This window comes from Methylobacterium gregans (assembly GCF_022179245.1).
Classification (GTDB): Bacteria; Pseudomonadota; Alphaproteobacteria; order Rhizobiales; family Beijerinckiaceae; genus Methylobacterium; species Methylobacterium gregans.
In genome coordinates this window covers 63,659-86,056 of record NZ_BPQM01000041.1, presented here as the reverse complement: position 1 = coordinate 86,056, position 22,398 = coordinate 63,659, and the positions used below count along the sequence as shown (strand labels likewise).

The 22,398-nt window shown below is 68.9% G+C and carries 21 protein-coding genes; 12 read left to right on the top strand and 9 right to left on the bottom strand.

Translation table 11 applies throughout. The features are described from left to right. Window positions 1-28: 28 nt before the first annotated feature. Window positions 29-685 (bottom strand): alpha/beta hydrolase, encoded by a 657-nt coding sequence (locus MFF54_RS09865; protein ID WP_238302433.1) that lies wholly within the window; start codon window positions 683-685, stop codon window positions 29-31. A 296-nt stretch (window positions 686-981) separates the two neighbouring features. Between MFF54_RS09865 and MFF54_RS09860 the strand changes: the two genes are divergently transcribed. The 8 genes from MFF54_RS09860 (at window position 982) to sufA (ending at window position 8,429) form a co-directional block, all read left to right on the top strand. Beyond that, on the top strand, window positions 982-2,151 hold the full coding sequence (locus MFF54_RS09860) for a cysteine desulfurase family protein (protein ID WP_238302432.1): 1,170 nt from the start codon (window positions 982-984) through the stop codon (window positions 2,149-2,151). A gap of 70 nt (window positions 2,152-2,221) precedes the next feature. Then, window positions 2,222-3,691, top strand: a complete 1,470-nt coding sequence (sufB, locus tag MFF54_RS09855; RefSeq protein ID WP_238302431.1) for a Fe-S cluster assembly protein SufB — start codon at window positions 2,222-2,224, stop codon at window positions 3,689-3,691. Window positions 3,692-3,719: 28 nt separating this feature from the next. Beyond that, the gene (locus MFF54_RS09850; RefSeq protein ID WP_238302430.1) at window positions 3,720-3,953 is read left to right on the top strand and encodes a cytoplasmic protein; all 234 of its coding nucleotides are present in this window, start codon (window positions 3,720-3,722) and stop codon (window positions 3,951-3,953) included. A 21-nt stretch (window positions 3,954-3,974) separates the two neighbouring features. Beyond that, the gene (gene sufC / locus MFF54_RS09845; protein ID WP_238302429.1) at window positions 3,975-4,727 is read left to right on the top strand and encodes a Fe-S cluster assembly ATPase SufC; all 753 of its coding nucleotides are present in this window, start codon (window positions 3,975-3,977) and stop codon (window positions 4,725-4,727) included. 3 nt (window positions 4,728-4,730) lie between these two features. Next, window positions 4,731-6,053, top strand: coding sequence for a SufB/SufD family protein (locus MFF54_RS09840; protein ID WP_238302428.1), 1,323 nt, complete (start codon window positions 4,731-4,733; stop codon window positions 6,051-6,053). Window positions 6,054-6,256: 203 nt separating this feature from the next. After that, a complete protein-coding gene (locus MFF54_RS09835; RefSeq protein ID WP_238302427.1) occupies window positions 6,257-7,501 on the top strand; it encodes a cysteine desulfurase in 1,245 nt (414 codons plus the stop codon). A 51-nt stretch (window positions 7,502-7,552) separates the two neighbouring features. Then, window positions 7,553-7,936: an SUF system Fe-S cluster assembly protein gene (locus MFF54_RS09830; protein ID WP_238302426.1), complete on the top strand. Its 384-nt coding sequence runs from the start codon at window positions 7,553-7,555 to the stop codon at window positions 7,934-7,936. Between the two features lie 118 nt (window positions 7,937-8,054). Beyond that, window positions 8,055-8,429, top strand: coding sequence for a Fe-S cluster assembly scaffold SufA (gene sufA / locus MFF54_RS09825; RefSeq protein WP_238302425.1), 375 nt, complete (start codon window positions 8,055-8,057; stop codon window positions 8,427-8,429). 9 nt (window positions 8,430-8,438) lie between these two features. Here sufA and MFF54_RS09820 read toward each other — a convergent pair whose 3' ends face one another. Beyond that, window positions 8,439-9,503, bottom strand: a complete 1,065-nt coding sequence (locus MFF54_RS09820; RefSeq protein ID WP_238302424.1) for a GGDEF domain-containing protein — start codon at window positions 9,501-9,503, stop codon at window positions 8,439-8,441. Between the two features lie 244 nt (window positions 9,504-9,747). Next, window positions 9,748-11,214 (bottom strand): DEAD/DEAH box helicase, encoded by a 1,467-nt coding sequence (locus MFF54_RS09815; protein WP_238302423.1) that lies wholly within the window; start codon window positions 11,212-11,214, stop codon window positions 9,748-9,750. A 637-nt stretch (window positions 11,215-11,851) separates the two neighbouring features. Here MFF54_RS09815 and MFF54_RS09810 point away from each other — a divergent pair. Next, window positions 11,852-12,736, top strand: a complete 885-nt coding sequence (locus tag MFF54_RS09810; RefSeq protein WP_238302422.1) for an outer membrane protein — start codon at window positions 11,852-11,854, stop codon at window positions 12,734-12,736. Between the two features lie 215 nt (window positions 12,737-12,951). Here MFF54_RS09810 and parE read toward each other — a convergent pair whose 3' ends face one another. Continuing rightward, window positions 12,952-15,009 carry a DNA topoisomerase IV subunit B gene (parE, locus tag MFF54_RS09805; RefSeq protein WP_238302421.1) on the bottom strand — a complete coding sequence of 686 codons (2,058 nt, stop codon included), beginning with the start codon at window positions 15,007-15,009 and terminating at the stop codon, window positions 12,952-12,954. Between the two features lie 228 nt (window positions 15,010-15,237). Then, window positions 15,238-17,202 (bottom strand): PhoX family protein, encoded by a 1,965-nt coding sequence (locus tag MFF54_RS09800; RefSeq protein WP_238302420.1) that lies wholly within the window; start codon window positions 17,200-17,202, stop codon window positions 15,238-15,240. Between the two features lie 167 nt (window positions 17,203-17,369). On the opposite strand from MFF54_RS09800, the gene MFF54_RS09795 reads away from it, so the two are divergent. The 3 genes from MFF54_RS09795 (at window position 17,370) to MFF54_RS09785 (ending at window position 20,079) form a co-directional block, all read left to right on the top strand. Then, window positions 17,370-17,558, top strand: coding sequence for a hypothetical protein (locus MFF54_RS09795; protein WP_238302419.1), 189 nt, complete (start codon window positions 17,370-17,372; stop codon window positions 17,556-17,558). A 55-nt stretch (window positions 17,559-17,613) separates the two neighbouring features. Continuing rightward, window positions 17,614-18,402 carry an ATP12 family chaperone protein gene (locus MFF54_RS09790; RefSeq protein WP_238302418.1) on the top strand — a complete coding sequence of 263 codons (789 nt, stop codon included), beginning with the start codon at window positions 17,614-17,616 and terminating at the stop codon, window positions 18,400-18,402. A 144-nt stretch (window positions 18,403-18,546) separates the two neighbouring features. Continuing rightward, the gene (locus MFF54_RS09785) at window positions 18,547-20,079 is read left to right on the top strand and encodes an acyl-CoA carboxylase subunit beta (RefSeq protein ID WP_238302417.1); all 1,533 of its coding nucleotides are present in this window, start codon (window positions 18,547-18,549) and stop codon (window positions 20,077-20,079) included. Window positions 20,080-20,099: 20 nt separating this feature from the next. Here the strand turns inward: MFF54_RS09785 and MFF54_RS09780 are convergent, their stop codons facing one another. From MFF54_RS09780 to MFF54_RS09765, 4 genes are all read right to left on the bottom strand, one after another. Then, window positions 20,100-20,546 (bottom strand): UCP034077 family protein, encoded by a 447-nt coding sequence (locus MFF54_RS09780; RefSeq protein WP_238302416.1) that lies wholly within the window; start codon window positions 20,544-20,546, stop codon window positions 20,100-20,102. Further along, window positions 20,513-20,959 carry an ABC transporter ATPase gene (locus MFF54_RS09775; RefSeq protein ID WP_238302459.1) on the bottom strand — a complete coding sequence of 149 codons (447 nt, stop codon included), beginning with the start codon at window positions 20,957-20,959 and terminating at the stop codon, window positions 20,513-20,515. Before MFF54_RS09775 ends, MFF54_RS09780 begins: the two co-directional genes overlap by 34 nt. Window positions 20,960-21,002: 43 nt before the next feature. Continuing rightward, window positions 21,003-21,947 (bottom strand): metallophosphoesterase, encoded by a 945-nt coding sequence (locus MFF54_RS09770; RefSeq protein ID WP_238302415.1) that lies wholly within the window; start codon window positions 21,945-21,947, stop codon window positions 21,003-21,005. 165 nt (window positions 21,948-22,112) lie between these two features. Then, on the bottom strand, window positions 22,113-22,325 hold the full coding sequence (locus tag MFF54_RS09765) for a hypothetical protein (protein WP_238302414.1): 213 nt from the start codon (window positions 22,323-22,325) through the stop codon (window positions 22,113-22,115). Between the last annotated feature and the right edge of the window lie 73 nt (window positions 22,326-22,398).

Below are 22,398 nucleotides of genomic sequence, written 5' to 3'. Positions count from 1 at the left end.
CGGCGTCGGGTCCGCAGAGCGCTTCGCGCTACGCCACCTCGTCCCGCGCACCCAGGCGCTTGTCGAGATAGGTGTCGACGGTCTGGGTCAGCTCGTCGACCTTGCCGTCGAAGAAGTGGTTGGCGCCCTCGACCATCTGGTGCTCGATGATGACGCCCTTCTGGGTCTTCACCTTCTCGATCACCGGCATCACCTCGCGGGCCGGGGCCACACGATCCTCCGAGCCGTGCACGAACAGGCCCGAGGACGGGCAGGGCGCCAGGAAGGTGAAGTCGTAGCGGTTGGCCATCGCGGCAATCGAGATGAATCCCTCGATCTCGGGACGGCGCATCAGCAGCTGCATGCCGATCCACGAGCCGAACGACACGCCCGCGATCCAGCAGGATTTCGCTTCGGGGTTCACCGACTGCACCCAGTCGAGCGCGGCCGCCGCGTCGGAGAGCTCGCCCGAGCCGTGGTCGAACGAGCCCTGGCTCCGCCCGACCCCGCGGAAATTGAAGCGCAGGGCTGCAAATCCGCGATTGGCAAAGGTGTAAAAAAGATTGTACACAATTTGATTGTTCATCGTACCCCCGAACTGGGGGTGCGGGTGCAGGATGATCGCGATCGGGGCGCCGCGCTTCTTCGGCGCCTGATAACGGCCTTCCAGGCGGCCGGCCGGACCGGTGAAGATGACCTCGGGCATACGCGTCTCTGACTCCTGTGGCCGACGCCGGATCGAGCCTGCGTCACGCCGTACGACGTCCAGTCACCGCCTTGACTCGGCTCGCGCCCGACTTACAAGCGCTCTTAGAATGGTTCTAGGTGATTAGAACACTTCTAAATTGGGATTGGGTGAATCGCCGCGCCAGTGCGCGGTTCCTGCCAAATCCCTCGTGCGTCGTCGTTCTCAGCCGTAATCATGCGGGTTCCGCGGGGGCTTAGCACGAGGCCTGGGGCGAAAAGCAAGGAAATGTCACACCCGAGGATGACGGAGTGCCGATGAGCCTGGAGCGCGCCTATCTCGACCACAACGCCACCTCCCCGGTTCGGCCCGAGGTTGCGGCGGCGGTCGCGCGCGCGCTGGCGCTGCCCGGCAACCCCTCCTCGGTCCACGCAGAGGGGCGCGCCGCCCGCGCCGCGCTGGACGAGGCCCGCGCCCGGCTCGCCCGGCTCGTCGGGGCGCCGGCCTCGCGCGTCGTGTTTACCAGCGGCGGGACCGAGGCGGCCAACGCCGTTCTGTCTGGCGCGCTGCGCCGGGTCGGCTCTCCGGCGCCGACCCGCCTCCTGATCGGTGCGACCGAGCATCCCTGCGTCTCGGCCGGCCACCGCTTTCCGGAAGCGGCGATCGAGGTCTTGCCGGTGACGGCTGCGGGCGTGCTCGACCTCGACGTGCTCGGTTCCCGCCTCAATGCCCTACGTGGCGAGGCGGTGCTGATCTCCGTCCACGCGGCCAACAACGAGACCGGCGTCGTGCAGCCGCTCGGCGAGATCGTCGCCCTGGCCCGTCGGCACGGCGTCGCCCTGGTGCACAGCGATGCCGTGCAGGCGGTGGGCAAGATTCCGTTGGATTTCACCGCCCTCGGCCTCGACGCCCTGACGCTCTCCGGACACAAGTTCGCCGCGCCGAAGGGCGTCGGCGCTCTGGTGCTTGCCGAGGGCGTGACGCTGGACGCGGCCTTTGTCCGCGGCGGCGGCCAGGAGGCACGGCTGCGCTGCGGCACCGAGGCCCTGCCGTCCCTCGTGGGGATGGGCGAGGCGGCTGTGGTCGTGGAGCAGGCCCTTGCTGAAGAAGGCGTGCGATTGGCAGGCCTGCGCGATACGTTGGAGGCCGACGTTCTGGCGCGGGCGCCCGACGCCGTGGTGTTCGGGGCCGCCGGGCCACGCCTCCCGAATACGCTGAGCTTCGCCGTGCCGGGCCTCGATGCGCCGACCGCCCTGATCGCCCTCGATCTCGCCGGGGTCGCGGTCTCCTCGGGCTCGGCCTGCGCCTCGGGCAAAGTGGCGCGCTCGCCCGTGCTCGCGGCCATGGGCGTGAGCCCTGCGCTCGCCGCGGGGGCGTTGCGCGTGAGTTTCGGCTGGAATTCGGGCGCCGAGGACGCATCGCGCTTCCTCGGTGCCTTCGAACGGGTGATTCACACCCTATATAAGCGGCGAGGGGTAGCGGCCTGAGCCGCGTAGAACCCAAGCCATCCGTGAGACAGCCCCGGTCCTTGAAACCGGTGATGCTTAGGAGACGCTGATGCCTGCTGTGCAGGAAACCATCGACCGGGTCCGTTCGATTGACCTGGACCAGTACAAGTACGGGTTCGAGACCGTGATCGAGATGGAGAAGTCCGAGAAGGGCCTCTCCGAGGACGTGGTCCGCTTCATCTCGGCCAAGAAGAACGAGCCCGAATGGATGCTGCAGTGGCGTCTCGACGCCTACAAGCGCTGGCTCACCATGAAGGAGCCGGAGTGGGCGCGCGTCTCCTATGACCGGGTCGACTACGACAACATCTACTACTACGCCGCGCCGAAGCGGAAGGGTCCCGAGTCGCTCGACGAGATCGACCCGGAGATCCTGAAGACCTACGAGAAGCTCGGTATCCCGCTGCGCGAGGTCGAGGTGCTGGAGGGCATCGCGCCGGAGCGCCGCGTCGCGGTCGACGCCGTGTTCGACTCGGTCTCGGTCGCCACGACCTTCAAGAAGGAGCTCGAGAAGGCCGGCGTGATCTTCATGCCGATCTCCGAGGCGATCCGCGAGTACCCGGATCTGGTGCGGAAGTACCTCGGCTCGGTCGTGCCGGTGACGGACAACTTCTTCGCCACCCTGAACTCGGCCGTCTTCTCGGACGGCTCGTTCGTCTACATCCCGCCGGGCGTGCGCTGCCCGATGGAGCTGTCGACCTACTTCCGCATCAACGAGCGCGATACCGGCCAGTTCGAGCGCACGCTGATCATCGCCGACAAGGGCAGCTACGTCTCCTATCTCGAGGGCTGCACCGCCCCGAAGCGCGACGACAATCAGCTCCACGCCGCCGTGGTCGAGCTCGTGGCGCTCGATGATGCCGAGATCAAGTACTCGACCGTCCAGAACTGGTACCCGGGCGACAACGAGGGCAAGGGCGGCATCTACAACTTCGTGACGAAGCGCGGCGATTGCCGCGGCGCCCGCTCGAAGATCTCGTGGACGCAGGTTGAGACCGGTTCGGCCATCACCTGGAAGTACCCGTCCTGCATCCTGCGCGGCGACGAGTCCCGCGGCGAGTTCTACTCGATCGCGGTGTCGAACGGCATGCAGCAGGTCGATTCCGGCACCAAGATGATCCATCTGGGCAAGAACACGACCAGCCGGATCATCTCGAAGGGCATCTCGGCCGGGCGCTCGCAGAACACCTACCGGGGCCTCGTCTCGGCCCACAAGAAGGCCAAGGGCGCGCGCAACTTCACGAATTGCGACTCGCTCCTGATCGGCGACCAGTGCGGCGCGCACACCGTGCCCTACATCGAGTCGAAGAACGCCTCCGCGGTCTTCGAGCACGAGGCCACCACCTCCAAGATCTCCGAGGAGCAGAAGTTCTACTGCCAGCAGCGCGGCCTCTCCGAGGAGGAGGCGACCGCGCTCATCGTCAACGGCTTCGTCCGCGACGTGCTGCAGCAGCTGCCCATGGAGTTCGCGGTCGAGGCCCAGAAGCTGATCTCGATCAGCCTGGAAGGCTCGGTGGGCTGATCGCCTGAACGATCCTTACGACGAAGGCGTGCTGCGGGCGGCCCATCGGCACGGCGCGCGGCACGCCGACGAGGTGAGAAGCGGCACCGCGTGCGGCTGCTTCTACTGCCTGGAGATCTTCGCGCCGGACGAGATCGAGGAGTGGATCGCCCCTGAAGGCACCGCCCTCTGCCCCCGGTGCGGCATCGATGCGGTGATCGGCGACCTCTCCGGCTTTCCGGTGGCGCGCCGGGCCTTCCTGCAGGCGATGCATCGGCTATAGTTTTGAAGGACTTGGACTAGAATGCTTGAGATCAAGAACCTCGTCGTGCAGATCGAGGACAACCGCATCCTGAACGGCCTGAACCTCACCGTGAAGGACGGCGAGGTCGCCGCCATCATGGGCCCGAACGGCTCGGGCAAGTCGACGCTCTCCTACGTCATCGCCGGCAAGGAGGATTACGAGGTCCTCGACGGCGAGATCCTGCTCGACGGCCACAACCTGCTCGAGATGGAGCCCGACGAGCGCGCCGCCGCCGGCGTGTTCCTGGCCTTCCAGTACCCGCTGGAGATCCCGGGTGTCGGCACGATGACCTTCCTGAAGGCCTGCCTCAACGCGCAGCGCCGAGCCCGGGGCGAGGGCGAGATCTCGACCCCCGACTTCATCCGCGCGGTCAACGCCGCCGCCGACCGGCTCGAGATCAACAAGGAGATGCTCAAGCGCGCGCTCAACGTCGGCTTTTCCGGCGGCGAGAAGAAGCGCATGGAGATCCTCCAGATGGCGCTGCTCTCTCCGAAGTTCTGCGTCCTCGACGAGACCGATTCGGGCCTCGACATCGACGCGCTGCGCATCGTCTCGGAGGGCGTGAACGCGCTGCGCGCCGAGGGCCGCTCCTTCCTCGTCATCACGCACTACCAGCGGCTCCTCAACCACATCGTGCCCGACACCGTGCACGTCATGTCGAAGGGCCAGATCGTGAAGACCGGCGGCAAGGAGCTGGCGCTGGAGCTCGAGGCCTCCGGCTACGCCGAGTACCGCACGAGCGAGGCCGCCTGAACCATGGCCGAGATCGCAAACCTCCGCTCCCCCGCCGAGGCCGGCCTCTCGAAGCTGTTCGAGTCGGCCCGCCGGAGCTTCGCCGCCGAAGAGGCAATCAGCCGCGAGGAAGCCTTCCGCTTCTTCGAGGCGACCGGCCTGCCGAGCCGCCGGGTCGAGGCCTTCAAGTACACGGACCTGCGCGCTGCGATCGCCGAGGCCGCGCCGCCTGCCGAGGCGCCGTCCCTCGACGCCGCCAAAGCGGCGGTCGGCGTAGCCCGGGGCTTTGCCGGCATCGAGGCCGCGCGCCTCACCTTCGTCAACGGCCATCTCGTGCGCGAGCTGTCCGACCTCGACCGGATCCCCGAGGGCGTCACGGTCGTGCCGATGGGCGAGGCCCTGGCCAAGGGCGATGCGGCCCTGAAGCGGCTCGCCCCCGTCGAGCAGGCGCGCGAGAACCCGGTCTACCAGCTCAACACCGCCTTCCTGGCGGACGGCGCGCTGATCACGGTGGCGCCCGGCGTCAAGCCGCAGACGCCGGTGCACCTGCGCTTCGTCGGTACCGGCGAGACGCCGTTCTCGACCGCGACCCGCGTGCTGGTGCAGCTCGGTGCCGATGCCGAGTTCTCGCTGCTGGAGAGCCACGAGGGCCCGAACGGCGTCACCATCCAGCCGAACGACGCGCTCGACGTGGTCGTCGGTGAGCGGGCCGCTTTCCGGCACACCCGCCTCAACATCGAGGGCGATGCCACGATCGCGCTCTCGACGCTGTCGCTGAAGCTCGAGACCGAGGCGAGCGTCGAGACGGTGAATCTGGTCACCGGCGCGGTGCTGTCGCGTCACCAGATCTACGTGCACATCGCGGGCGACGACACCAACGTGGTCGTCAACGGTGCCGCCATGCTGCGCGCCGGCCAGCTCGCCGACTCGACGCTGCTGGCCGACCACGCGGCGGTGGGCGGCGTCGGCCGCGAGCAGTTCAAGACGGTGATCGACGGCGACGCCACCGGCGTGTTCCAGGGCAAGATCATCGTCCGGCAGGTCGCGCAGAAGACCGACGGCAAGATGAAGTCCGACTGTCTGCTCCTCACCGACGAGGGGCAGATGATGAACAAGCCTGAGCTCGAGATCTTCGCCGACGACGTCGCCTGCGGCCATGGGGCCACCTGCGGCGCGCCGGACGAGGATCTGCTCTTCTACCTGATGGCCCGCGGCCTGCCGCGTGCCGCCGCCCAGAGCCTGCTTGTGCAGGCCTTCGTCGGCGAGTCGGTTGAGGCGGTCACGCACGAGGGTGCCCGCGCAGCGCTGATCGGCGAGATCGAGGCTTGGCTGAAGGCGCGGGGCTGACGCGCTACACAAACCCTCCCCCCTTTGCGGGGGAGGGCGCCGAACGGAGTGAGGCGGGAGAGGGGACACCGCTTCAGCTACGAGCGGAGCAGATGTGCAGGCCAAAGCCTCGCCTGCGCCGTCGCTCCCCTCTCCCGACCCCTGCTGACCCAGGGGCCACCCTCCCCCGCAAAGGGGGGAGGGAGATTTGCGAGCGTGACCCGATGAACGCACCCGTCCTCACCCAAGGCTACGACATCGAGGCGATCCGCCGGGATTTCCCGATCCTCGCGCAGCAGGTCTACGGCAAACCGCTCGTCTATCTCGACAACGCGGCCTCCGCCCAGAAGCCGCGCCAGGTCATCGACGCGATGGTCTCCTGCATGGAGACCGGCTACGCCAACGTCCATCGCGGCCTGCACTACATGGCCAACGCCGCGACCGAGGGGTTCGAGGGCGCGCGCGAGACCACGCGCCAGTTCCTCAACGCGGCCTCCACCGACGAGATCATCTTCACCCGTAACGCCACGGAGGCCTACAACCTCGTGGCCTCGTCCATGGGCTGGGCCGGGCTGATCGGGGAGGGGGACGAGATCATCCTCTCGATCATGGAGCACCACTCCAACATCGTGCCCTGGCACTTCCTGCGCGAGCGCCGCGGCGCCGTGATCAAGTGGGCGCCGGTGGACGACCAGGGCAACTTCCTGGTCGAGGAGTACGAGAAGCTCTTCTCGGCGCGTACCAAGATGGTGGCGATCACCCACATGTCGAACGTGCTGGGCACCGTGACGCCCGCCGCCGAGATCGTGCGCATCGCCCATGCCCACGGCGTGCCGGTGCTGCTCGACGGAGCGCAGAGCGCTGTGCACCAGCCGGTGGACGTGCGCGCGCTCGATTGCGACTTCTTCGTCTTCACCGGCCACAAGGTCTACGGCCCGACCGGGATCGGCGTGCTCTACGGCAAGAAGGAATGGCTGGAGCGCCTGCCGCCCTACCAGGGCGGCGGCGAGATGATCCGCACCGTCAGCCAGGACGCGATCACCTACAACGACCCACCGCACCGCTTCGAGGCCGGCACGCCGGCGATCGTCGAGGCGGTCGGCCTCGGCGCGGCGCTGGAATACATGATGGCGCTGGGGCGCGAGAACATCGCGGCGCACGAGGCCCGGCTCACCGCCTACGCGCAGGAGCGCCTCGGCGCGATGAATTCCGTCCGGCTGATCGGCACGGCGCGGGGCAAGGGCGGTGTCGTCGCCTTCGAGATGAAGGGCGCGCACGCCCACGACATCGCTACCGTGATCGACCGGCAGGGCGTGGCCGTGCGGGCCGGCACCCACTGCGCCATGCCGCTGCTCGAGCGGTTCGGCGTGACCTCGACCTGCCGGGCCTCGTTCGGCCTCTACAACACCACGGCCGAGATCGACGCGCTTGCGGAGGCGCTCGCGAAGGCCGAGATGCTGTTCGCCTGAGTTTCTTGATTCGGCCGGAACGCCCGTGGGGCGCGACCGGAGGAGGTTTCGATGAGTACCGATGCGACGATCACCGGCGGTGCCAACACCCCCAAGGTCGAGGGCGCCTCGGCGATCCCCCCGGCTGAGCTCGACCGGCTGACCGACGAGATCGTGGTCGCCCTGAAGAGCGTCTACGATCCCGAGATCCCGGCCGACATCTACGAGCTCGGCCTGATCTACCGGGTGGATATCGGCGATGACCGCGCCGTGGCGATCGACATGACCCTGACCGCGCCGGGCTGCCCGGTGGCCGGCGAGATGCCGGGTTGGGTCGAGAACGCGGTCTCGGCGGTGCCGGGCGTGCAATCCTGTACGGTCACCATGGTGTTCGACCCGCCGTGGGACCAGAGCCGGATGTCTGATGAGGCCCGTGTCGCTCTGGACATGTGGTAGCGTCCCGGCCTCGTCGGTCCAGGAACGGTGGACCCGTGCGCGGCGGATGCTTATCTGTCTGGCGTACCGAACACGCACCCGCCCGGGCCTTGAACCCGGAGGCAGGAGAGCGAGAACGATGTCAGGTTTCAAGGTGATGTCGCTGACCGATGCGGCGGCGACCCGGATCAAGGCCATCATGGCTGATGCCGACCGGCCCATCGCGGGTCTGCGGGTCGGCGTGAAGAACGGCGGCTGCGCCGGCATGTCCTACACGATGGAGTATGCCGAGGCGCGCAACCCCGGCGAGGACATGGTCGAGGACAAGGGCGTCAGCGTCTTCATCGATCCGAAGGCGGTGCTTTTCCTGCTCGGCACCGAGATGGATTTTCAGACGACGAAGCTCGCCTCGCAGTTCGTGTTCAACAACCCGAACCAGACGTCGGCCTGCGGATGCGGTGAGTCGGTCGCGATCACGCCCGCGAGCCCGGAGCGCCTTGGCGCTCCGGCTTGAGGCACCCGCTCAGGCGACGTGCTGGAGGGCGTCCGCGCCGACGGAATCGTCGATGGTCCGGTTGCGGCCCGCGCGCTTGGCCGCGAACATGCAGAGGTCGGCCCGTTCCAGGAGCGAGACAGGCGAATCGCCGGCCTTGTAGGCGGCGACACCGACCGAGACGGAGACCCGGCCGAGCGACTCGCCGGTCGAGCGCTTGACGAGGTCGCGGCCCATCACGTTCTGACGGACGGCTTCCGCGATCCCCCGCGCCTCTGTGCGATCGAGACCCGGCAGGACGATGCCGAATTCCTCGCCGCCGAAGCGGGAGAGCGTGGCGTGGTTGCCGGCCGATTCGCGCATCACGATCGCCACGAGGCGCAGGACCTGATCGCCCGTGAGATGGCCGTAGAGGTCGTTGAAGCGCTTGAAGAAGTCGATGTCGAGGACGATGAGGCTCATCGCCGTCCCGGTCTGGGTGGCGGCGTCGACGCAGGCGCGCAGCATCTCCTCGAAATGTTTGCGGTTCGACAGTCCGGTGAGCGGGTCGGTCAGGCTCTCGAGCCGGGTCGCCTCCAGCTTCTCGCGCAGCATTTCGATCTCGGCACGGCTCTCGCGCATCCGGGCCTCGAGGACGCGGTTGCTGGTGGCGACCTCGCGAGTCTTGGCGACGACGCTGCCCACGATCTCGCGCACGCGCTCACGGGTGACCGCGTTGTGCGTCAGGTCCTGGCTGATGCTCGACAGTGAGGCGTTGTAGGCAGCGGCCGAGTCGACGGAGAGATCGAGCATCTCCATCACGCCAGCGATCTCGCTCAGCATGGTCGCGCTGGTCTCGCCCGCCATGTGGGCGAGGCGGCCGCCTGCGAGGTGCTGCTCGAACAGCGTGTCCGTATCGGTCTCGGTGAGGGTCTGCTTCTGCGTGATCAGCCGCTTGATCGCGTCGTTCATCAGCGGATGCTCGCCCGCGACGTAGCTGTACCAGACCGTGTAGGCGCGCGGCGTGGCCGATGGCCCGTAATCGCGCATCAGCTCCTGCACCCTCTGCGCGAGGGCGAAGCTGTAATCGCGATCCGCGTGGCGCTCCTGGTTCATCCGAGTCCTGTCGCTGCCCGGGCTTGCGCCGCGTCGGCACCTGCCAGCCCAAAGGCACCGTAGAGACGATGGATGGATGGAGTGTTAAGGCCCGCGCGCCGAGAACTAACTTATGTCTAAGACTCGACGGTCGGAAGGTTGCACATCCAGCCGCGATCGAGGCGCGAATGCAGAACCGGCTTCAAGAGGACAGTCGAGCGCAGAAATATCGGCCGTCAAGCGGCCTGCGGCCTTCAAGCTGGTCTCACGACTCCCGCTTGACGGGTACCGGCCGCAGAAGGAAGGCCGGGACGTGTGAGCCGAGGCCGATCGGCGTGTCGCCGTCCGCTTCGGGCCGGCGAGGCGGGCGACGCTCGTCGCGCACGCGCTCCGGCGCGGCGGCGCGGGCGGCAGGCTCAGGCGCGCGCGGAGGGGTTTCGCCGCGCTCGCGCTGCGGCGTGGCCCGGCGACCTCCGCGCCCGTCGGCGCGTCCCTCGCCGCGCGTCTCCGCGCTCTTGCTGCGGCTCCGGCGCTCCGTGCCGGAGCGGGAGCCGCGATGGCGCGTGCGGGTCTCCTCAGCGCCTGCCTCGTCCTCTGTGACAGAATTGAGATCGCCGTCGAGCCAGGGGATCGGCTGACCGATCAAGGCCTCGATCGCCTGGAGCGAGCGGTCGTCGCCGCGGCCCACCAGCGTGAAGGCGGCGCCTGCGCGCCCGGCCCGGCCGGTGCGGCCGATCCGATGCACGTAATCCTCGGGATGGTGCGGAACGTCGAAGTTGAAGACGTGGCTCACAGCCGGGATGTCGAGGCCGCGGGCGGCGACGTCCGAGGCGACGAGGAGCGGCGTCTCGCCGTTGCGGAAGCCGTCGAGCGCGGCCATGCGGGCGCGCTGATCCATATCGCCGTGGAGCGCGGCAGCGCCGAAGCCGTGCTTGACCAGAGATTTCTGCAGAAGCGCCACGTCGCGCTTGCGGTTGCAGAAGATGATGCCGTTCTTCAGTTCCTCCGCCCCGCGGATCAGCCGGCGCAACCGGTCGCGCTTGGCGTGGCCCTCGGAGCCCGTGGCGACGAGGCGCTGCACGATGGTCTCGGCAGTCGAGGCAGGGCGGGCCACCTCGATGCGCTGCGGATTGTGCAGGAACACGTCGGCCAGACGCTCGATCTCCGGCGGCATGGTCGCCGAGAAGAACAGCGTCTGCCGCGTGAAGGGCACCATCTTCACGATGCGCTCGATGTCGGGGATGAAGCCCATGTCGAGCATGCGGTCGGCCTCGTCGATGACGAGGAGCTCGACGCCGGTCAGCAACAGCTTGCCGCGCTCGAAATGGTCCAGGAGCCGGCCCGGGGTCGCGATCAGAACGTCCGTGCCGCGGGTCAGCTTCGCGTCCTGGTCGGCGAAGGAGACGCCGCCGATGATCAGGGCAACGTTGAGCTTGTGGTTGGTGCCGTAACGCTCGAAATTCTCCTCGACCTGCGCGGCGAGTTCGCGCGTCGGTTCGAGGATGAGCGTACGGGGCATCCGGGCGCGGGCGCGTCCGGTCTCGAGCAGGGTGAGCATCGGCAGGGTGAAGGCCGCGGTCTTGCCGGTCCCGGTCTGGGCGATGCCGAGCACGTCGCGGCGGGCAAGCACGTGCGGAATGGCCTGGGCCTGGATCGGGGTCGGTTCGGTATAGCCGGCGGCCGAGACGGCCTGCAGGACCTTGTCGCTCAATCCGAGGTCGGAGAAGGGCATCAGATATGTGAACCGTTGCGCGCGGGATCGGACCAGCCGGCGCGGAGGGGTCGGTCGCGGCAACGGCTAGCGGGTCGGCACCGGCCTGAAGTGAAGCACTGTCAGCTGACTCGTCGGGAACCTGGTCGGGAACCCACCTTGCACGCGAGTGTGTCGGACACTTAGGACGTTGCTGCGTCTTGTCAATCTAGCGCCCGCGTGACGGCTCTGTTTTCCGTAGGGAATTCGCCCTGCGTCCCATTCGGCCACGCGGATCCGCGGCTCCCAACCGAGGGCTGCCCTATCGGACGCGTTCGGCTGCCGGCCGCTGGGTTGGACCAGAATTAGAAGTAAAACGCCGGTCTCCGGATATTCTGCCGGTCGTGAACGCGGCTGCGAGTGTCGCCAGCAGGTCTGCCGCGTTTCCGCCATCATTGAGCCGACGCGTGATCGCAGAGTAATCAGCTTCCCGCTTGCTATATCCTCGGTGTGCGCCGGAACACATCGGCTCCAGCTCTCGGCTGCGGGCAGCGTAAACTTCACCTTTCGTTGAGAGCTTGGGTTTTATCTGGCCGAGCTTGTTGCAGGAAAGCGACAGACCCCTCGGCCAACAGGACCTACAAGCGGCCCGGCTTTGCCACACAGGACCCAGGACCCAATGAAAAAGCTTCTCCTCGCTTCGACCGTGCTCGCCGGCCTGACCGCTGCCGCTTCGGCCGCCGACCTTCCGCGTCGCGCTGCCCCGCCGCCGGTCTTCACCCCGGTTCCGGTCTTCACCTGGACGGGCTTCTACGCCGGTTTCAACGCGGGCTACGGCTTCGGCACCGGTGACGACCGTCAGGCGCCGACCGTGGTGGTGGTCAACGGCGCCAGCGGCCTCGTCGCCCCCGGCACCTCGGCCGCTCTGGGCTTCAGCAACAACCGCTCGAACACCGACGGCTTCGTCGGCGGTGGCCAGATCGGCTACAACTGGCAGCTGACCCCCGGCTCGGGCGTGGTGTTCGGTGTCGAGGCCGACGCCCAGTACGTCGATTTCGGCCGTGAGCGGAACCGCTTCGCCCAGGCCGGCGCCGGCCTGCTGCCGGGCGTGGGCGTGTTCAACCCGAACGGCCTGTCGAGCCTCGACTACTTCGGCACCGTGCGCGGTCGCCTCGGCTACGCCTTCGACCGCACCCTCGTGTACGCCACCGGCGGCTTCGCCTACGGCTCGGGCGGCGGCCGCGAGTTCGGCCTGCCGAACTCCTCGCGTGACGAGTTCCAGACCGGCTACGCGGTCGGCGGCGGTATCGAGTACGCCCTGCCCACCGACTCGTTCCTGAACTTCTTCCGCTCCTCGGCCGTGACGCTGAAGGTGGAAGGTCTCTACGTGAACCTCGACCAGGGCAACCGCAACAACGGCTTCTTCGCCACCACCCCGGCCGGCGCCCCCGTCAGCGTCACCTCCCCGGGCGTCGCCCTCGTCTCCGGCGTCACCAACAGCCGCCGCGACACCGAGTTCGCCGTCGTCCGCGCCGGCCTGAACTACAAGTTCGGCTCGTACTAAGATCGACCAACCGGGTCGCGCCAGCGACCCGGTCCGGTCATCGCGGAAGCCCGGCCTCACGGCCGGGCTTTCTGCGTTTCGGGGCCGCCACTCATGGGACCCGACCCGAGACGCGGTCGCCCGCCTGCCGGTCTGCGGAGAGGTGAAGGCCGCCCCAAAAAGAAAGCCCGGCCGTTCGGCCGGGCTTTGTCGCCTCGGAGCACCGCGGCCGGGCGTCAGATGTCGAGATCCGCCCCTTCGGCGAAGGCCGCCCGCTCGGTGATGAAGGCGAAGCGGGCCTCGGGCTTGTTGCCCATCAGCCGGTCCACGGTGTCGCCGGTCGATTCCCGCGCCTCGTCGAGCACCGCGACCCGGAGCAGCGTGCGCTTCTTCGGATCCATGGTGGTCTCCTTTAACTGGCCCGGCATCATCTCGCCCAAGCCCTTGAAGCGGCCGATCTCGACCTTGCCGTTCTTGAACTGCGTCTTGATCAGCTGGTCCTTGTGCGCGTCGTCGCGCGCATAGGCGATCTTCGTGCCCTGCTGCAGCCGGTAGAGCGGCGGGATCGCGAGGTAGAGGTGCCCGCGGTCGATGAGCTTCGGCATCTGCCGGTAGAAGAAGGTGATCAGTAGCGAGGCGATATGGGCGCCGTCCACGTCGGCGTCCGTCATGATGATCACCTTGTCGTAGCGCAGGTCCGCCTCGCGGAAGTTCGCGCCCGTGCCGCAGCCGAGCGCCAGTGTCAGGTCCGAGATCAGCTGATTGGCACCGAGCTTGTCCCGGCTCGCCGAGGCCACGTTCAGGATCTTGCCGCGCAACGGCAGGATCGCCTGGGTCGCGCGGTCGCGCGCCTGCTTGGCCGAGCCGCCGGCCGAGTCGCCCTCGACGATGAAGATCTCCGAGCCCGCGGTGCCGGCCGCCGAACAGTCGGCGAGCTTGCCGGGCAGCCTGAGCTTGCGCGTCGCGGATTTCCGCGCGACCTCCTTCTCCTGGCGCCGGCGCAGACGCTCCTCCGCCCGGTCGATCACCCAGTCGAGCAGCTTGTTGGCCTGGGCGGGCGAGCCGGCGAGCCAGTGGTCGAAGGCGTCCCGGATCGCCGTCTCGACGATGCGCGAGGCCTCCACCGTGGCGAGCTTGTCCTTGGTCTGGCCCTGGAACTCCGGTTCGCGGATGAAGACCGAGAGCATGGAGGCGCAGGTCGCCATCACGTCGTCGGTGGTGACGGCCGTCATGCGCTTCGCTTGGTTCACGCGCTCGGCGTGCTCGCGCAGGCCCCGGAGCAGCGCGACGCGCAGACCCGATTCGTGGGTGCCGCCCTCGGGCGTCGGGATCGTGTTGCAGTAGGAGTGGGAGACGCCGTCGTCCGCGACCGTCCAGGCGACGGCCCATTCGAGCGAGCCGTGCGAGCCCGGCTTCGTCACCTTGCCGGAGAAGATCGCGTCGGTGACGAGCTCCTTGCCGTCGATGTCGCGGGCCAGATAATCGCGCAGACCGCCGGGGAAGCGGTGCACGGCTTCCGGCGGCACGTCCGCCAGCCCCTCCAGCAGGGCGGGGGCGCAGCGCCAGCGGATCTCGACGCCGCCGAACAGGTAGGCCTTCGAGCGTGCCATCTTGAACAGGCGGCGCGGGTCGAATTTCAGCGAGCCGAAGATCTGCGCGTCCGGGTGGAAGCGCACCCGCGTGCCGCGCCGGTTCTGCACCCGGCCGACCGGCTCCAGGGCGCCCAGGGCCAAGCCGCGCGAGAAGCTCTGGCGGTAGAGGGTCTGGTTGCGCGCGACCTCGACCTCCAGCAGGTCGGAGAGGGCGTTCACCACCGAGATGCCGACGCCGTGCAGGCCGCCGGAGGTCTCATAGACCTTCGAGTCGAACTTGCCGCCCGCGTGCAGCGTGGTCATGATGACCTCGAGCGCGGATTTGCCCGGGAATTTCGGGTGCGGGTCGACAGGGATGCCGCGGCCGTTGTCGGTGACGACGAGCGCCCCGCTCTCCTCCAACTCTACCTCGATGAAGCTCGCGTGGCCCGCCACCGCCTCGTCCATCGAGTTGTCGATGACCTCGGCGAAGAGGTGGTGCAGCGCCCGCTCGTCGGTGCCGCCGATATACATGCCGGGCCGGCGCCGGACCGGCTCCAGCCCCTCCAGCACCTCGATCGCCGAGGCGTCGTAGCCGCCCTCGGTCGCCTGGACGGCGGCGAGCGGCGGCACGGTGGCCGAGCCCTCCAGCTTGCGCCGCTCGGCCGGGCCGGGAAGGGGCGGCTTGCCGCCCGCGAAGAGGTCGCGCGCGGGGTCGCTCACGCGACCGCTCCGCGCGGGTGGGTTCGCGACTCGCGCCGCGGAGGAACGGGACCGTGCAGCATTCGCCTTCATCCTCTGACTGTACCGGAACAAACCGGAAACAGAAAGGGGCCATCGCACCGCAGGAGGCGGGGTTGGACCCCGTTTCCTGCGGTGCACACCACCCCATGACATGGGATGGGGTTGGTTAAGAAGGCCTGATCGCGGCGGGGCGGGGGCGCGAGTGGGTCAGGTCCCGACGCGGCCGCCCCCGCGCCGCGTGATCGCCACGACCGAGGGGCGCGGCGGCAGGTTCGGGTCGAAGTCCGGCCAGCGGGTCGCCGGTTTCTCGAAGGTGGCCGGCTCCGCCTTCGGATCCTCCTCGTCGGCTTCACCCGGGTGCTGCACGGCGACGAAGAAGGTGGTGTCGTCGGGCGTGAAGTAGGGCCCGCACATCTCTGCGCCGGCCGGGACCTGGAAGAAGTGCTTGCCCGTCCCACGGCCTGCACCCTCGGTCTCCATTGCCCAGATGCCGTCGGTGCGGCCGGTGCGGCCGGCGGAGTTGCCGTCCGTCGCCACCCAGAGCCGGCCCAGGCCGTCGACCGAGCAGTTGTCGGGCATGCCGAACCATCCGTCCTTCGTCGTCGCCGACGAGAAGGTGGCACCGACCGCGGCGATGTTCGGGTCGCCGCAGCGCACCAGAACCTCCCACCCGAATCCCGGCGCGGCGTAGTCCCGCCGGTCCGGGCTGATCTCGACGATGTGGCCGAAGCGGTTGTCCGGCCGCGGATTGGCGGCATCGACCTGATCGGTCTTCCGCTTCGCGTTGTTGGTCAGCATCACGTAGACCTTGCCCGTCTTCGGGTTGGCCTCGACGTCCTCGGGCCGGTCCATCTTGGTGGCGCCGAGAAGATCGGCGGCGCGCCGCGTCTCGACCAGCACGTCGGCCTGATCGCGGAACCCGTTCTCCGGGGTGAGCGGACCCTCTCCGAAGACGAGCGGCAGCCAGGTGCCGCGCCCGTCCGCGTCGAAGCGGGCGACCGACAGCGTGCCGCGGTCGAGGATGTCGCGGTTGGCGGCCTTGTCCTGCAGATCGACCTTCGCCTCGGTGACGAAGCGGTAGACGTAGTCGAAGCGCTCGTCGTCGCCCTGGAACACGACGTAGCGCCCGTCTCCCGCCAGGATGCCGGCTGCGCCCTCGTGCTTGAACCGGCCCATTGCGGTGCGCTTCTTCGGCACGGAGCTCGGATCGAACGGGTCGATCTCCACGACCCAGCCGAAGCGGTTCGGCTCGTTCGGCTCGGCCTCGAGATCGAAGCGGTCGTGGAATCTACCCCAGGCGTAGAGATTGCCCGGCATGCCGAGGCGCTTGTGGTTGCGCGCCTCCGGCGAGTCCCCGGCGAGCTTGCCGCCGAAGTAGTAGTTGATGTTCTCCTCGCAGGTGAGCCACGTGCCCCAGGGCGTGGTGCCGCCCGCGCAGTTGTTGATCATGCCGAGGACCTGTCGGCCCTCCGGGTCGGCCTTGGTGCGCAGGCGCTCCGAACCCGCGGCGGGGCCGGTGAGCGTCATGGGCGTCGTCGCGGTGATGCGGCGGGCGTAGCGCGAGTCCGGCACCACCTGCCAGCGGCCGTCGACGCGCTTCACCTCGAGCACCGAGCCGCCATGCGCAGCCATCTCGATACCGACGAGATCCCGCGACATACCCGCGAAACCCGCCTTGCCATCCTGTCGGCCGAGGCCGGGGAACATGAGTTCCTCGTTGGTGTACTCGTGGTTCACCACGAGCAGGCCGTGGCCGGCCGGATCCTGCGCGCCCGGCATCGGGAAGAAGCCGATGAAGTCGTTGTTGTAGCCGAACTGCTGCGCCTGCGCCTCCGGCGTCTGGTTGCGCGGGTCGAAGACCGGCGCGCCGGGTAGGACGGGGTCGCCCCAGCGGATCAGCACCTCGGCCTCGTGCCCCTCCGCAACGTGGTGACGCTCGTCGGAGCCTGCCGGTAGTTCCCGGAACGGGAAGGGAGAGGTTTGGCCCTGCGCCGCCGCGAGGGCGCGCGGCGCGACCACGGCGCTGATCGCCCCAACCGCGAGCGCCCCCCGGAGCAGGTCGCGCCGGTGGAAGCGAGCGGCCACCACCTCGCCGAGCGTCGGGTTGGGGCTCGCGTTCGAGCCGGCATCCTCGGCGGCCTCGGCAGCCTGCGAGCGGTTGAGGTTCGTCATCGGACACTGTCTCCGGATCGTCGCAGAGGCCCGCTATAGGGCGGACATGGCACTGCGATGACGCGGCCGACCGGAACCCGGAGCGGGCTGTGCGCGTTTTATCCGACAAAGCTTCGCCGTATCCGCACTGTGCGGACGGCAGGGGCGCGGGACGGGAGCCGGACGCCATGACGAAGACCGACGTCGATACGCGCCACGCGAGCCTTCAGCGCGCCGAGCGCGCGGCGGGCGAGGCCTTCGGTTGGCCGGAGACGCCCGTCGAGGCAGCGCGTCGCTTCCTGCTCTTCAACCCGACCACGATCGCCGCCGCAACGGCGGTGACGACAGTCGCGGCGACGCTGACCTACTTCGTCTGAGACCACGCGACCCGGACCCTCGCACACGGCGCGGTGATCGCCTATCTGCGTTCCCATGAGCGACGATGTGACAAGCGACTGGCTCGGCGATGAGCCCGGGCGTGCGGATCCGATGCGGGCGGTGCGGGCCCAGACGAAACCCGCCCTGCCGAAGCGCTTCTACAAAGAGGCGGGCTTCACCGAAGGGGAAGGCGGCTTCCGTCTTACCCTCGACGGGCGCCCGGCCAACACGCCGGGACGCAACCCGCTCAGCGTGCCGAGCCGCGACCTCGCGAGGGCGCTGGCGACTGAGTGGGGAGCGCAAGGCGCGTTCATCGACCCCGCCACCATGCCGGTCACGCGCATCGTCAACACGACGCTCGATGGCGTGGCGCCGCGGCGCGAGGCGGTGGCGGAGGATCTGGCGGCCTATGCGGGCACCGACCTCGTCGCCTACCGGGCTGACGCGCCCGAGCGCCTCGTGGCCGATCAGGCCCGCGCCTGGGATCCAGTGCTCGAATGGGCCCGCACGGCGCTCGGCGCCCGCCTGATTCTCAGCGAGGGCGTGATGCACGTGACGCAGCCCGAGGAGACCGTCGCGGCTCTGCGGCAGGCCGTGTTCGCGGTGGAGAATCCCTACCGGCTGGCTGCCCTTCACACGCTGACCACGCTGACCGGCTCGCTACTGATCGCGCTCGCGGTGCTGCATGGGCGCCTCACGCCCGAGGAGGGCTGGGCGGCCGCGCACGTGGACGAGACCTACCAGGCGGCGGTCTGGGGCCAGGACGCGGAGGCCGAGGAGCGCCTCGCCAAGCGCCAGGCCGAGTTCCACGCCGCCGCGACCGTGGCCGCGCTCGCCGGCTGACGGCGGGCGTCTCGGCCGAAAGGCCCGTTTTCGCCCGGAATTTCTCTGTGCTAAGGGGCAGCGACGGCCGACCGCCAAGCTCGCCGCGAGAGGGGCAGGCGGATCGAAGCCGACAACGCCAGCACCAGCCCCGAGGCGCACCCCATGAAGGACATTCTCGAGACGCTTGAGCAGCGGCGCGCTCAGGCCCGCCTCGGTGGTGGCGAGAAGCGCGTGGAGGCGCAGCACAAGCGCGGCAAGCTCACGGCGCGCGAGCGCATCGAACTCCTGCTCGACCATGGGTCGTTCGAGGAGTTCGACATGTTCGTGCAGCACCGCTCCACCGATTTCGGCATGGAGAACCAGAAGATTCCCGGCGACGGCGTCATCACCGGCTGGGGCACGGTGAATGGCCGCACGGTCTTCCTGTTCTCGAAGGACTTCACGGTGTTCGGCGGCTCGCTCTCCGAGACGCACGCGGCCAAGATCGTGAAGGTGCAGGACATGGCGCTGAAGATGCGCGCTCCGATCATCGGCATCTTCGATGCCGGCGGCGCGCGCATCCAGGAGGGGGTGGCGGCGCTCGGCGGCTACGGCGAGGTCTTCCGCCGCAACGTCGCGGCCTCGGGCGTGATCCCGCAGATCTCCGTGATCATGGGCCCCTGCGCGGGCGGCGACGTCTACTCGCCGGCCATGACCGACTTCATCTTCATGGTGCGCGACACGAGCTACATGTTCGTGACCGGGCCGGACGTGGTGAAGACCGTGACCAACGAGGTCGTGACTGCCGAGGAACTCGGCGGCGCCAAGGTTCACACCACCAAGTCCTCGATCGCGGACGGCTCGTTCGAGAACGACGTCGAGGCCATTCTGCAGATCCGTCGGCTCCTCGACTTCCTGCCCGCCAACAACATCGACGGCGTGCCGGAGATCGAGAGCTTCGACGATCCGCTGCGCCTCGACAAATCCCTCGACACGCTGATCCCCGACAACCCGAACAAGCCCTACGACATGGGCGAGCTGATCCGGCGCGTCGTGGACGAGGGCGATTTCTTCGAGATCCAGGCGGCGTATGCCCGCAACATCATCACGGGCTTCGGGCGCATCGAGGGCCGCACGGTCGGCTTCGTGGCCAACCAGCCGCTGGTGCTGGCGGGCGTGCTCGACTCGGACGCCTCGCGCAAGGCCGCACGGTTTGTGCGCTACTGCGACGCTTTCTCGATCCCGATCGTCACCTTCGTGGACGTGCCGGGCTTCCTGCCGGGCACCGCACAGGAGTACGGCGGCCTGATCAAGCACGGCGCCAAGCTGCTCTTCGCCTACAGCCAGGCGACGGTGCCGCTCGTGACGGTGATCACACGCAAGGCCTTCGGCGGCGCCTACGACGTCATGGCCTCGAAGCATGTCGGCGCCGACGTGAACTACGCCTGGCCCACCGCCCAGATCGCCGTGATGGGCGCCAAGGGTGCGGTCGAGATCATCTTCCGGGCGGAGATCGGCGACGAGGCCAAGATCGCCGAGCGCACGAAGGAGTACGAGGACCGCTTCCTCTCGCCCTTCGTGGCGGCCGAGCGCGGCTACATCGACGAGGTGATCATGCCGCACTCCACCCGCAAGCGGATCGCCCGGGCGCTCAGCATGCTGCGCACCAAGGAGATGGAGCAGCCCTGGAAGAAGCACGACAACATCCCGCTCTGAGGGTGCCGCGCCGGAGCTAATTACTCCGGCGCGAAGATCGTGATGTTGGAGTTCAGCTGGTAGGCCGCCGTGGGCTTCGTATTGACGAAGCGCAGACGGATCGGGCTCTCGCCGAGGATCGCGCCGAAGCTTGGGCTGACCGGCACGGGCAGGCAGGTCTCCAGAGCCCTGGCGGCGGCCTCCTCGTAGAGGCGCTGCGTCTCCTTGTCGCCGGTGAGGCGGCGGGCAGTGACGAGCGGCTTGCCGCGCAATGCGCCCGCCTTGTCGAGGCCGAACCGGAAGGCGATGAGCGAACCTTCGCTGCCGGCTGGCGCCTGCCAGCAACCGGTGAGTCGTGCCCGGAACGTCGCCCAGTCGTTGACCGCGCCCTCCTGCGCGAGGGCCGGAGCCGCGGAGACGATCGCGCCGGCCAGGACGCCAGCGAGCGCGCCGATCAACTCCGGTCGCTGCTCTCGATGACGGCGCATAGGGTGAGGTCTCCGGTGTCCTTGTGCGTCACGGAGCAGGTGACCGCCGCGCCTCCAGCCTCCACCTTGCTGTGGCGCAGCCGGCCCGCTGCCTCCTGGGCCCGGTGCGCGGCCGCCGCGACCGTGCCCGCCTCGATGCCGGTCACCGCGTGACCCGCCTGCCCGAACAGCGTGTAGAAGGCCTCCGGCGGGTTCGCGCCACGGAACTGCGCCCCGACCGAGGATGGGTGGGGCGCCGCGCACGAGAGCGTCAGGCTGGTCTCGGCATCGGCGGTGAAGCGGGCGTAGTCGCTGCTGCGATCATCGAGCCGCGCCCCGGTCTCAGCGGCGACGCGATCGATCAGGTTGCCGCACTCGTCGGCGCAGGCCGGATCGGCGACGCTGAGGGCAAGAGCGAGGACGAGCGCACGCATAAGGCGCAAGATAGCGCGCCGGTTCTGCAGGGCGAGCGTCCGGTCAGTCGTTCGCTGCGGCCTCGGCGGCCGGCGCCGCGTCCCGTCCGAGATCGAGCCAGACGATCTCCGGCGGCACGCCGATCCGCACCGGCACCCGGCTGACGCCGAAGCCCCCCGACACGATGATGTGCCGGCCCTTCGACACCACGTGACCGTAGGAAAGATCGAGGCCCGCGACGCGCCGGATCGCGGGCGAGTGACCGAGCAGTCGGATCTGGCCGCCATGGGTGTGCCCGGAGAGGGTGAGGGAGAACCGGTCCGGCACGTCGGGGAAGATGTCGGGCTCGTGCGCCATCAGGATCGCGGGAGCGTCGTCGGTGATCTTGGCCAGCGTCGCGGGCAGGTCGTCGCGCCATGCCACGACGTTGCCGGCCCGGTCCAGGAAGGATTGCTGGTCGCCGAGCCCGGCAAGCCAGAAGGGCCGTCCCTTGTGAACGAGGCGCACCGCGTCGTTCTCCAGCACCGGGATGCCGCGCGCCTCGAGAGCCCGCTGCGCCTCTGGCGGCCCGGACCGGCGCATCTGCGCCTCTTGGTCGTCCCACCAGTCATGGTTGCCCAGCACCGCGTGGATGCCGAGCGGCGCGCGCAGGCGCTCCACCGTGCGGGCGAAGGCATCGAGCGGCACCCGCCGCCACGCGATCCGCCCGGAGGCCGGATAGTCGCCGAGCAGTAGCACGAGATCGGGCTTCAGCGCGTTCGTGGCGTCGACGATCTCGGCCACGCGGTCGAGGGGCATGAAGGGCTCGCAGACGTGGAAATCCGCGAGCACCGCCACCTTGAGGTGCAGACCCGGCGTCCAGCCAGGCAGCACCGGCGCGTAGCGGGTCACCACGAGGCCGTGCATCGCCTCGACACCTACGCCGTAGGCCGCCGTACCGGTGAGCCCGACGGCCGAGGCGTAGCCGAGGCCGGTCAGAACCTGGCGCCGGGTCGGGAGGATCAGCATCGGAGGTTCATCGCGGCCGAAGGTAGCGGCCTCGATGGCCCCGGGCGCGCAGAATGCGCGCGCAGTATGGCCGAATTGGCCCGCGCCGGGGGCGCCTCAGGCTGCCCGTCGGGCCTCGCTCAGGCGATCCGCTCAGGTTCGCCCAAGCGAGGAACTTCGGCTCGCTCAGGCGAGGGGCTCGTCCTCGTGGACGAGGCTGAGGATGCCCTGCCGCCCGGTTGCCGGTACGGTGGGCCGGGCTTCCCGCTTCTTGGGGCGAGCTGCGGCGGCGAGCGCCGGCAGCGCGAGGGGGCGGAAACCGTAGAGCGACTCGCCCTGGTCCATCTGGCGACGCTCGCTCTCGGAGGCGCTGACCTGGGTCTCGCTGGGGGCGTACATGGGAGGGGTTCCTGTGCGACGGGGCCGGTGCTCGGCCGCCTCGCCCGTCGCCGCCGGGTTCGGCGGCCTCGGG

Bases quoted from the DNA above. Each gene is read 5' to 3' on its own strand.
- MFF54_RS09810 (WP_238302422.1), top strand. From the start codon at position 11,852: ATGAAAAAGCTTCTCCTCGCTTCGACCGTGCTCGCCGGCCTGACCGCT.
- MFF54_RS09815 (WP_238302423.1), bottom strand. From the start codon at position 11,214: ATGCCCTTCTCCGACCTCGGATTGAGCGACAAGGTCCTGCAGGCCGTC.
- MFF54_RS09790 (WP_238302418.1), top strand. From the start codon at position 17,614: ATGAGCGACGATGTGACAAGCGACTGGCTCGGCGATGAGCCCGGGCGT.
- sufB (WP_238302431.1), top strand. From the start codon at position 2,222: ATGCCTGCTGTGCAGGAAACCATCGACCGGGTCCGTTCGATTGACCTG.
- sufA (WP_238302425.1), top strand. From the start codon at position 8,055: ATGTCAGGTTTCAAGGTGATGTCGCTGACCGATGCGGCGGCGACCCGG.
- MFF54_RS09820 (WP_238302424.1), bottom strand. From the start codon at position 9,503: ATGAACCAGGAGCGCCACGCGGATCGCGATTACAGCTTCGCCCTCGCG.
- MFF54_RS09795 (WP_238302419.1), top strand. From the start codon at position 17,370: ATGACGAAGACCGACGTCGATACGCGCCACGCGAGCCTTCAGCGCGCC.
- MFF54_RS09765 (WP_238302414.1), bottom strand. From the start codon at position 22,325: ATGTACGCCCCCAGCGAGACCCAGGTCAGCGCCTCCGAGAGCGAGCGT.
- MFF54_RS09860 (WP_238302432.1), top strand. From the start codon at position 982: ATGAGCCTGGAGCGCGCCTATCTCGACCACAACGCCACCTCCCCGGTT.
- MFF54_RS09770 (WP_238302415.1), bottom strand. From the start codon at position 21,947: ATGCTGATCCTCCCGACCCGGCGCCAGGTTCTGACCGGCCTCGGCTAC.
- MFF54_RS09865 (WP_238302433.1), bottom strand. From the start codon at position 685: ATGCCCGAGGTCATCTTCACCGGTCCGGCCGGCCGCCTGGAAGGCCGT.
- MFF54_RS09800 (WP_238302420.1), bottom strand. From the start codon at position 17,202: ATGACGAACCTCAACCGCTCGCAGGCTGCCGAGGCCGCCGAGGATGCC.
- MFF54_RS09840 (WP_238302428.1), top strand. From the start codon at position 4,731: ATGGCCGAGATCGCAAACCTCCGCTCCCCCGCCGAGGCCGGCCTCTCG.
- MFF54_RS09785 (WP_238302417.1), top strand. From the start codon at position 18,547: ATGAAGGACATTCTCGAGACGCTTGAGCAGCGGCGCGCTCAGGCCCGC.
- MFF54_RS09775 (WP_238302459.1), bottom strand. From the start codon at position 20,959: ATGCGTGCGCTCGTCCTCGCTCTTGCCCTCAGCGTCGCCGATCCGGCC.
- MFF54_RS09780 (WP_238302416.1), bottom strand. From the start codon at position 20,546: ATGCGCCGTCATCGAGAGCAGCGACCGGAGTTGATCGGCGCGCTCGCT.
- MFF54_RS09835 (WP_238302427.1), top strand. From the start codon at position 6,257: ATGAACGCACCCGTCCTCACCCAAGGCTACGACATCGAGGCGATCCGC.
- sufC (WP_238302429.1), top strand. From the start codon at position 3,975: ATGCTTGAGATCAAGAACCTCGTCGTGCAGATCGAGGACAACCGCATC.
- MFF54_RS09830 (WP_238302426.1), top strand. From the start codon at position 7,553: ATGAGTACCGATGCGACGATCACCGGCGGTGCCAACACCCCCAAGGTC.